Origin of the sequence: Paraburkholderia sp. (assembly GCF_024281035.1) — a bacterium.
Lineage (GTDB): Bacteria > Pseudomonadota > Gammaproteobacteria > Burkholderiales > Burkholderiaceae > Paraburkholderia.
Genome location: NZ_JAMXLH010000004.1, coordinates 102,850 through 109,921 on the forward strand (window position 1 = coordinate 102,850; position 7,072 = coordinate 109,921).

At 63.1% G+C, this 7,072-nt stretch carries 7 protein-coding genes; 2 read left to right on the top strand and 5 right to left on the bottom strand.

Features of this window, described 5'->3' with window-relative positions; translation table 11 throughout:
• Window positions 1–20: 20 nt before the first annotated feature.
• The 3 genes from Q0L30_RS00895 to Q0L30_RS00905 form a co-directional block, all read right to left on the bottom strand.
• Window positions 21–1,217, bottom strand: coding sequence for a cation diffusion facilitator family transporter (locus Q0L30_RS00895; RefSeq protein ID WP_296649948.1), 1,197 nt, complete (start codon window positions 1,215–1,217; stop codon window positions 21–23).
• A 301-nt stretch (window positions 1,218–1,518) separates the two neighbouring features.
• Entirely contained in the window at window positions 1,519–1,824 is a 306-nt protein-coding gene (locus Q0L30_RS00900) for an H-NS histone family protein (RefSeq protein WP_296649950.1), read from the bottom strand.
• 435 nt (window positions 1,825–2,259) lie between these two features.
• On the bottom strand, window positions 2,260–2,928 hold the full coding sequence (locus Q0L30_RS00905; protein WP_296649953.1) for a HugZ family protein: 669 nt from the start codon (window positions 2,926–2,928) through the stop codon (window positions 2,260–2,262).
• A 182-nt stretch (window positions 2,929–3,110) separates the two neighbouring features.
• On the opposite strand from Q0L30_RS00905, the gene Q0L30_RS00910 reads away from it, so the two are divergent.
• The gene (locus Q0L30_RS00910) at window positions 3,111–4,331 is read left to right on the top strand and encodes an MFS transporter (protein WP_296649954.1); all 1,221 of its coding nucleotides are present in this window, start codon (window positions 3,111–3,113) and stop codon (window positions 4,329–4,331) included.
• Between the two features lie 99 nt (window positions 4,332–4,430).
• Here the strand turns inward: Q0L30_RS00910 and Q0L30_RS00915 are convergent, their stop codons facing one another.
• Complete coding sequence (locus tag Q0L30_RS00915; protein WP_296649957.1) at window positions 4,431–5,576, bottom strand: branched-chain amino acid ABC transporter substrate-binding protein; 1,146 nt, start codon at window positions 5,574–5,576, stop codon at window positions 4,431–4,433.
• A gap of 654 nt (window positions 5,577–6,230) precedes the next feature.
• Here Q0L30_RS00915 and Q0L30_RS00920 point away from each other — a divergent pair.
• Window positions 6,231–6,944 (top strand): dienelactone hydrolase family protein, encoded by a 714-nt coding sequence (locus Q0L30_RS00920; protein WP_296649959.1) that lies wholly within the window; start codon window positions 6,231–6,233, stop codon window positions 6,942–6,944.
• Here Q0L30_RS00920 and Q0L30_RS00925 read toward each other — a convergent pair.
• The coding region (locus Q0L30_RS00925) for a hypothetical protein (RefSeq protein ID WP_296649961.1) at window positions 6,879–7,072 on the bottom strand (194 nt) is incomplete at its 5' end. The two genes, Q0L30_RS00920 and Q0L30_RS00925, sit on opposite strands and share 66 nt — an antisense overlap.

Consider the following 7,072-nt stretch of genomic DNA (forward strand, 5'->3'; position numbering starts at 1 on the left):
CTATGTTCAACCCGCTGCGTTCAACCCGCCGCGGGCGGCGCGCTGGCGTGGTCGCGCGGCACCGGCTCCGCGCCGGCCGCATGCTCGACGACATGCACGACGTCGAGCCGGTTCGCGCCGATGCGCTTCTTGATCGCGTCGAGATCGACGCCGGCAACGCGCGCGATGTCGTCCCCGGCAGCCAGCGCCACCTGCACGGCAAGCCCGCCGCTCAGATAGTGCAGCGTCACCGATTCGACGTGTACGCCACTCTCGGCGAACACGTCGCGCAAGGTTTCGATCAGCACCTCGCGCGGCGGCAGGTTCGCCACCGAACGCACGTGCATGTCGTCCTCTGGGTCGACGTGAATAAGCGCATCGAGCACACGCGAATCGGTGAGCACGCGCTTGCGCGCAGTCTCCGCGATGTAGTGGCCTTCGGAGACCGAAATGTACGGATCGACGAGGATGTGCGCGTCCACCAGCGCGAGGTCGCCGGTCTTGCGCGTGCGCATTTCGTGGACGTCGAGCACGCCCGGCGTCGACAGCAGCAGCGCGCGCAGGTTGGCCGTGTCCGTTTCGTCGAGTGCGCGGTCGGAGAGATCCTGCAGCGCGTCCCAGCCGAACACCCAGCCCATGCGCGCCACCATGAAGCCGACAATCGCCGCCGCAATCGGGTCGAGCAGCCGCACGCCCGCGAGGCTGCCGACAATGCCGATCGCCACCACAAGTGAGGACGCCGCGTCCGAGCGCGCATGCCAGGCATTGGCGATCAGCATTTGCGAGCGCACGCGCTGCGCCTCGCGCAGCATGTAGCGAAACAGCCCTTCCTTCGAGGCGAGCACGAGAACGGCGACCACGAGCGCGCTGATATGCACGGGCGGAATGTCGCCGAGATTTGCGATACGCGTGCCCGCGCGCCACAGCATGCCCATGCCGACAGCGATCAGCAACGCGCCGAGAAAGAGCGATGCGACGGTTTCGTAGCGGCTATGGCCGTAGTTATGATCGGCATCCGGTTTCGCGCCGCTGTGCCGGTTCGCCAGCAGCACGACGAAATCGGAAACAAGATCGGCAAGCGAGTGAATACCGTCGGCGACGAGTGCCTGCGAATGCGCAATCACACCCACCGTGATTTGCAGCACGACGAGCACCGAATTGACGGCGACGCTCACGAGCGTGGTTATGCGCGCGACCCGGTGTTTATCTGATAACGACGCGACGGCTGGAGTGGGCATACGAGGAGAAAAGGGCGAATGCGGGAATATCCACGATTGTAATCGCGGCATCCTCGTTAATTCGAGACCACCACGAAAATTCCTTTTAAATCATATATCTACAGGAACGCGAAGCATTCGCATCAAGGCCGCCCGACGGCCGGATCGCAGACAGCAAAAAAGCCGCGCGTCATGACGACTTGCGCGGCTTTCGACCAGGCGGGCCCTTGGGATTGGTCTTCTTCAAGACTGGCCCCTGGTACTGCCCCTGAAGACTGAACCTCGGAACTGGCCAGGACCCGCCCGATGACTTACGCCGGTATTACTTCTCGATCAGAAACTTTTCACGGTCTTGACCAGCAATCCAGCGGGGCGGCTTGCCGCGGCCGGACCACGTAGCACCGCTTTCGGGATCGCGATATTTGGGGGCTACGCTGGCGCGCGAGCGGCTCGCCTTGGCGTTCTTGCCGCTGGCACGGCCACCGCCGAGTTCGGCAAGCGTAATGCCGTAATCGGCCATTTTTTGCTTGATTTCGTCAAGAACTTCGGCATATTCACGTGCCTTCGCCTCTTCAATCTGCTTCTCCAGCTTTTCACGCTGGGCGAGTAGTTCCTTGTAGGAAGACATAGTTACCTTTGTGGTTTTGGCATTTACGGCCACCGGTCTTGTGCCGGTATGCCGAATGACGGTTCTGTGCCCCGGAAAGTGGAGGCGAGATTAGCACAAAATTGAATATCCGTAAAAGTGTAAGGAATAAAAATTATTATAAGCCCGTAGTCAGAATAGCCCGGCCGCAACGTGGCATCCGGTACTTCTCGTCCACCGCTTACCTGCTTTTCATCCTTTTCTTATCCGATACAAATCAACACTTGCGCTTAATGGGGTGTTTGACGGATTATTCCCACCCTACTTAATTATCAATTTATGGAAATGTTTTGGTTCGGAAACGTCGAACATTTCATTTCATGCGAACTTTTGCGAATACGGTCGCTGCATCATCCGATGCAGGATGATGAAATTCAATTTTCGCGGGCCGGCACTTGCATCACGTCAAAAAATAATTCAGCTCCGATGGCGCTCGATGCAATCCGCTAACCCCGCGTACAGGGACGGGAGGTCCGGTTGCGGAGCGTCAAAGATAAAGCGCGTGCGCACGCCGTCGATCCGCAGATCGGCGCCGTAGCGGTCGACGCCCGCCAGTTCGAGCCCCGGCCGCCGCGCGGCATGCGCTTCGAAAAACGCGATCAGCGTGGTCTCGTCCTGTGCTGACAGCGGATCGAGCGTGTCGAGATCCGCGCCGTCCAGCCAGCCCATCGCCCCAAATCCGGCGATATAGCGCAAGCGCTCGACGTGCAGCACCCAGAACGCGAAATCGCCGAGATCGAGATAGCGCTGCGCGTCGGGGTGATAGCGCAGGTAGCGGCGCGCGACGTCTGCCTCGTCATCGGCATCGACCGACGCGAAGACACCGAGCAACGTCTCGCGCGGCGCGTTGAGCACGTCGCCGTCCGGCACGTGCGCGACGAGAAAGCCCGCGCGCGGATCGCCCTGCAGATTGCGGGTGTGCTCGGCAAGCCGGCTCACGAGGATCACCGGCCGGTGCAATGCATCCGGCGCGAACGGCAAGATGCTCGGATACGGAAAGCCATGCGGCTCGCGCGCGTGCGTCGCGAGCGTACCGACCGGAACCTGGTGCAGCAAATGGAGCGGAGCTTGAGCGGGTACCTTCATGGGTGGGTCCTCTGGCCAGGCGTTTCGGCCGTGCGGTGACGGCGGCGCTGCACCGGCGGCATACCGGGCGCGTAATCATATTAGTGCAGCACAGTTGTCGCAGTGCGGCAAGGCGTCGCGACCTTCGTTAGAATCAGCACTTACTTTCAGACACCTTCCTTCTTTCTTATCCGGAACTTCCTGTGTCCGATCGAACCGCAGAATCCGTCGTCGGCGGGCCCTCGCCCGCTGCCGCGCACCGCGCCCTGCCCGAGGCGACACGTCAGCGCGCGCGGCTTGCCACGATGGCGCTCTTCTTCATCGCCGGAATGATGTACGCGTCCTGGGGCGTGCACGTTCCGACCGTGCGCGACCGCTTTCATTTAAGCCCGGCACTGCTGTCGTGCGCGCTGTTCGCCGTCGCAGGCGGCTCGATCGCCGCGATGACGACGATCGGCGGCTGGATCGCGCGCGTCGGCACGCGCCGCGCGTGTCTCGCGGGCGGCCTCACGATGTCCGTGTGCGGCGCGCTGATCCTCGTCGTACCGGCGTTCTGGATGCTGCTCGTCGTGCTGGCGATGTTCGGCGTCGGCATGGCGACGCTCGATGTCGCGATGAACGCCGAAGCCAGCGCGGTCGAAGAGTCGCTCGGCCGTCCGATCATGTCGGCGCTGCACGGCATGTTCAGCCTCGGCGGCATGGCGGGCGCGGCGATCGGCGGTGCGCTGCTCGCACGCGGAATGGCGCCCGCGGTCCATCTCGCACTCGCGTCCGCGCTCGCGACGCTCGTGCTGCTCGCGTCGTGTCCGGTCGTGCTGCCGCACGTGCCGCACCCCACCCACGGCGAGCACGCGCGCACCGGCAACCGCTGGCGCACGCCCGCGCTCTGGGCGCTCGGCGGCATCGCGCTGATCGCCCTGATCGCCGAAGGCGCGATGTACGACTGGGCGACGGTCTATATGCGCGACGTGGTCGTCACGACGCCCGCGCTCGCGAGCGCCGCGTATGCCGCGTTTTCGGGCGGCATGGCCGCCGCGCGTTTCGCGGGCGACGCCGTGCGCAAGCGCTTCGGCGCGCCGCAGCTCGTCATGGCGAGCGCGTCGCTCGCATGCGCCGGGATGGTCGGCGTACTCGTGCTGCCGTTTGCGTTCACCGCGCTTATGGGTTTCACGCTGATGGGCCTCGGTCTCGCGAACATGATGCCGGTGCTGTTCGCCGCCGCCGCCCGCGTGAAGGGCATTCACGCGGCCGAAGGGCTCGCGCATGTCGCGGGCATTGCGTATTTCGGCCTGCTGTTCGGGCCGGTCGTGATCGGCGCCATCGCGCAGGTGACCAATCTCACGACCGGGCTCGCGGTCGTGGCGCTGTGCGCCGCGCTCATTGCGTGGGCCGCGCCGAAGGTGCTTGCGCGCCTCGGGATCTGAAACCCCGTAAAACCCCGCATCACAGGCGAAAAAAAACACGCGGACTTTCGTCCGCGTGTGTTTTCGTCTTGCTCTCATGCCGCTTGCGCGGCAGTCGAATTACATCTTGACGACGTCGAGCAGCGTCTTCTTGCCCGACTTGTAGTTGTACAGCGAGATCACGCCGTGCTTGAGGTCGCCCTTCGAGTCGAAGGTCGTCTCGCCGATCACGCCCTTGTAGTCGGTCGTCGGCATTTCAGCGAGGATCTTCGCCGGTTCGGTCGAGTTCGCACGCTTCATCGCGTCGACGATGATGTACACGGCGTCATACGTGAACGGTGCGTAGATCTGGATCGGCTGGCCGAAGCGCTTCTCGAACTTCGCTTCGAACTCCTTGCCTTGCGGCATCTTTTCGAGCGCCATGCCCGCTTCCGAACACACGATGTTGTCGGTCGCGTCGCCGGCCAGATCGGACAGCTTGTCGGTACAGACGCCGTCACCCGCGAGCACCTTCGCACGCACGCCCAGTTGCTTCGCCTGCTTGGCGAACGGGCCGCCGGTTGCGTCCATGCCGCCGTACATGATCGCGTCGGGGTTTTCGCCCTTGATCTTCGTGAGAATTGCGCGGAAGTCCACGGCCTTGTCGTTCGTCGCGTCATGCGACAGAACCTTCATGCCGAGCGACTTGGCGGTCTTCTCGAACTCGTTTGCGAGGCCCTGGCCGTAAGCGGTCGAGTCGTCGACGATCGCGACGCTCTTCAGGTTCAGGGTCTTGGCTGCGTAGTTGGCCAGTGCCGGGCCTTGCTGCGCATCGGTCGCAACGACGCGGTAGGTCGTCTTGAAGCCTTGCTGCGTGTAGGCCGGATTGGTTGCCGACGGCGAGATCTGCACGATGCCCGCATCGCTATAGATCTTCGAAGCCGGGATCGACGTGCCCGAGTTCAGGTGGCCCACCACGGCGACGACCTTGTCGTCGACGAGCTTCTGCGCAACTTGCGTGGCCGTGCGCGGGTCGGCCGCGTCGTCCTGCGCGTCGAGTTGCAGCGTAACTTTCTGGCCGCCGATCACGAGGCCCTTCGCGTTGATCTCTTCGACTGCGAGACGCGCGCCGTCTTCGTTGTCCTTGCCGAGGTGAGCGATGCCGCCCGTCAGCGGGGCGACGTGGCCAATCTTGACCACTACGTCTGCGCTAGCTGCCGTGGAAATCGCAGCGAACAGCATGGCTGCGGCGCTGATCGGCAACAGCTTTTGAAGCTTGATAGTCATATAAGTCTCCAGTTTCGAACCCAAAAGCAACGTAATCGTCCCGTGCTCCCCCGCACCGAACGTGTCGCTCCCCGTGCGGACGACCACGCAGGATGCATCGTCGATGCACCTGGCGAGCATGCCGGCAAGCCCGTTCATTGCGGACCGCCCGGTCATACTTGCGCGCAAGTGTAGGCGATCAAATTAAATGGGGGGATTTTTTTCAGATATTGGTATGAGTACCAATAGGCTTTCTACCCCCATCCTTCCGGCCCCTTAAAGATACGCTTTTACGCCTTAAATGCAGGGGCTTTCAATAGAGGCCGCAATCGATTAGAAAGCTTCCCGGAAGCTTCGGGCGCCTGAATTCGGGATATTGGAGTGATCGTGCAGCTGCCTGCCGCGAAGAACGGCATTTGCGTCGAGTGAAGTCGCCGGGTTTGTCATTCGTTCAATTAAACATTCGATTAATTATGTAAGCGCTCAGAGCCGCGTGGGCATTGGCCGTGCGGCGCGCCGCTGTGGCGAAAGCCCGTGCGAAATTGAATAATCGGATTCGTCAGGATCCTCACATAAGAACGTAGAACGCGCTTCAAGCGCGGCAGGCCATCGCCGGGGTGTGGCAAACTGTCCCGCATTTCGCGGACATGCAACCCGAACAGCAAGGAGAGCAACGTGAGCGTATCGACTCGATGGATCGACATTCCGGCCGGTAACGACAGCTTCGGCGGCTACCTCGCGCTGCCGAAAGGCGGCAAGGGCCCGGGCATCGTCATCGTGCAGGAGATCTTCGGCGTCAACGGCCATATTCGCGACGTCGTCGAGCAGTACGCGCTCGACGGCTACGTCGCCATCGCGCCGGACATCTTCTGGCGCACGCAGCCGCGCGTCGAACTGGAATATGTGGGCGCGGACCGCGACAAGGGCATCGAGCTGCTGCAAAAGACCAATGCGGCACTCGCCGCACAGGACATCGGCGCGACGGCCAAGGTGCTGCGCCAGATGCGCGAGTGCACCGGGAAGGTCGCAGCCATCGGCTATTGCTTCGGCGGCCGCCTCGCCTATCTCGCGGCGGCGAACGGGACGCTCGACGCGGCGGTCTCCTACTACGGCGGCGGCATCCAGAACGCACTCGACGTCGCCGACAAGGTGACCGTGCCGATCCAGTTCCACTACGCCGAACTCGACCACGCCATTCCGCCGGACGCGGTGGGCCAGGTGAAGGAGCGCTTCGCGGGCCGCGACAACGCCGAGTTCCACCTGTACCCGGCCGCCGAGCACGGTTTTAACTGCTCGGCGCGCGCGTCGTACAACCAGCACGCTTCAGCGCTCGCGCATGGCCGCACGCTGACGTTCCTCGCCGGGCATCTGCACGCCCACGGCGGCTGACCGGCATCGCTGGCGCTGGGTGACGGCTTCGGCTTCGGCTTCGGCTTCGGCTTCGGCTTCGGCTTCGGCTTCGGCTTCGGCTTCGGCTTCGGCTTCGGCTTCGGCTTCGGCTTCGGCTTCGGCTTCGG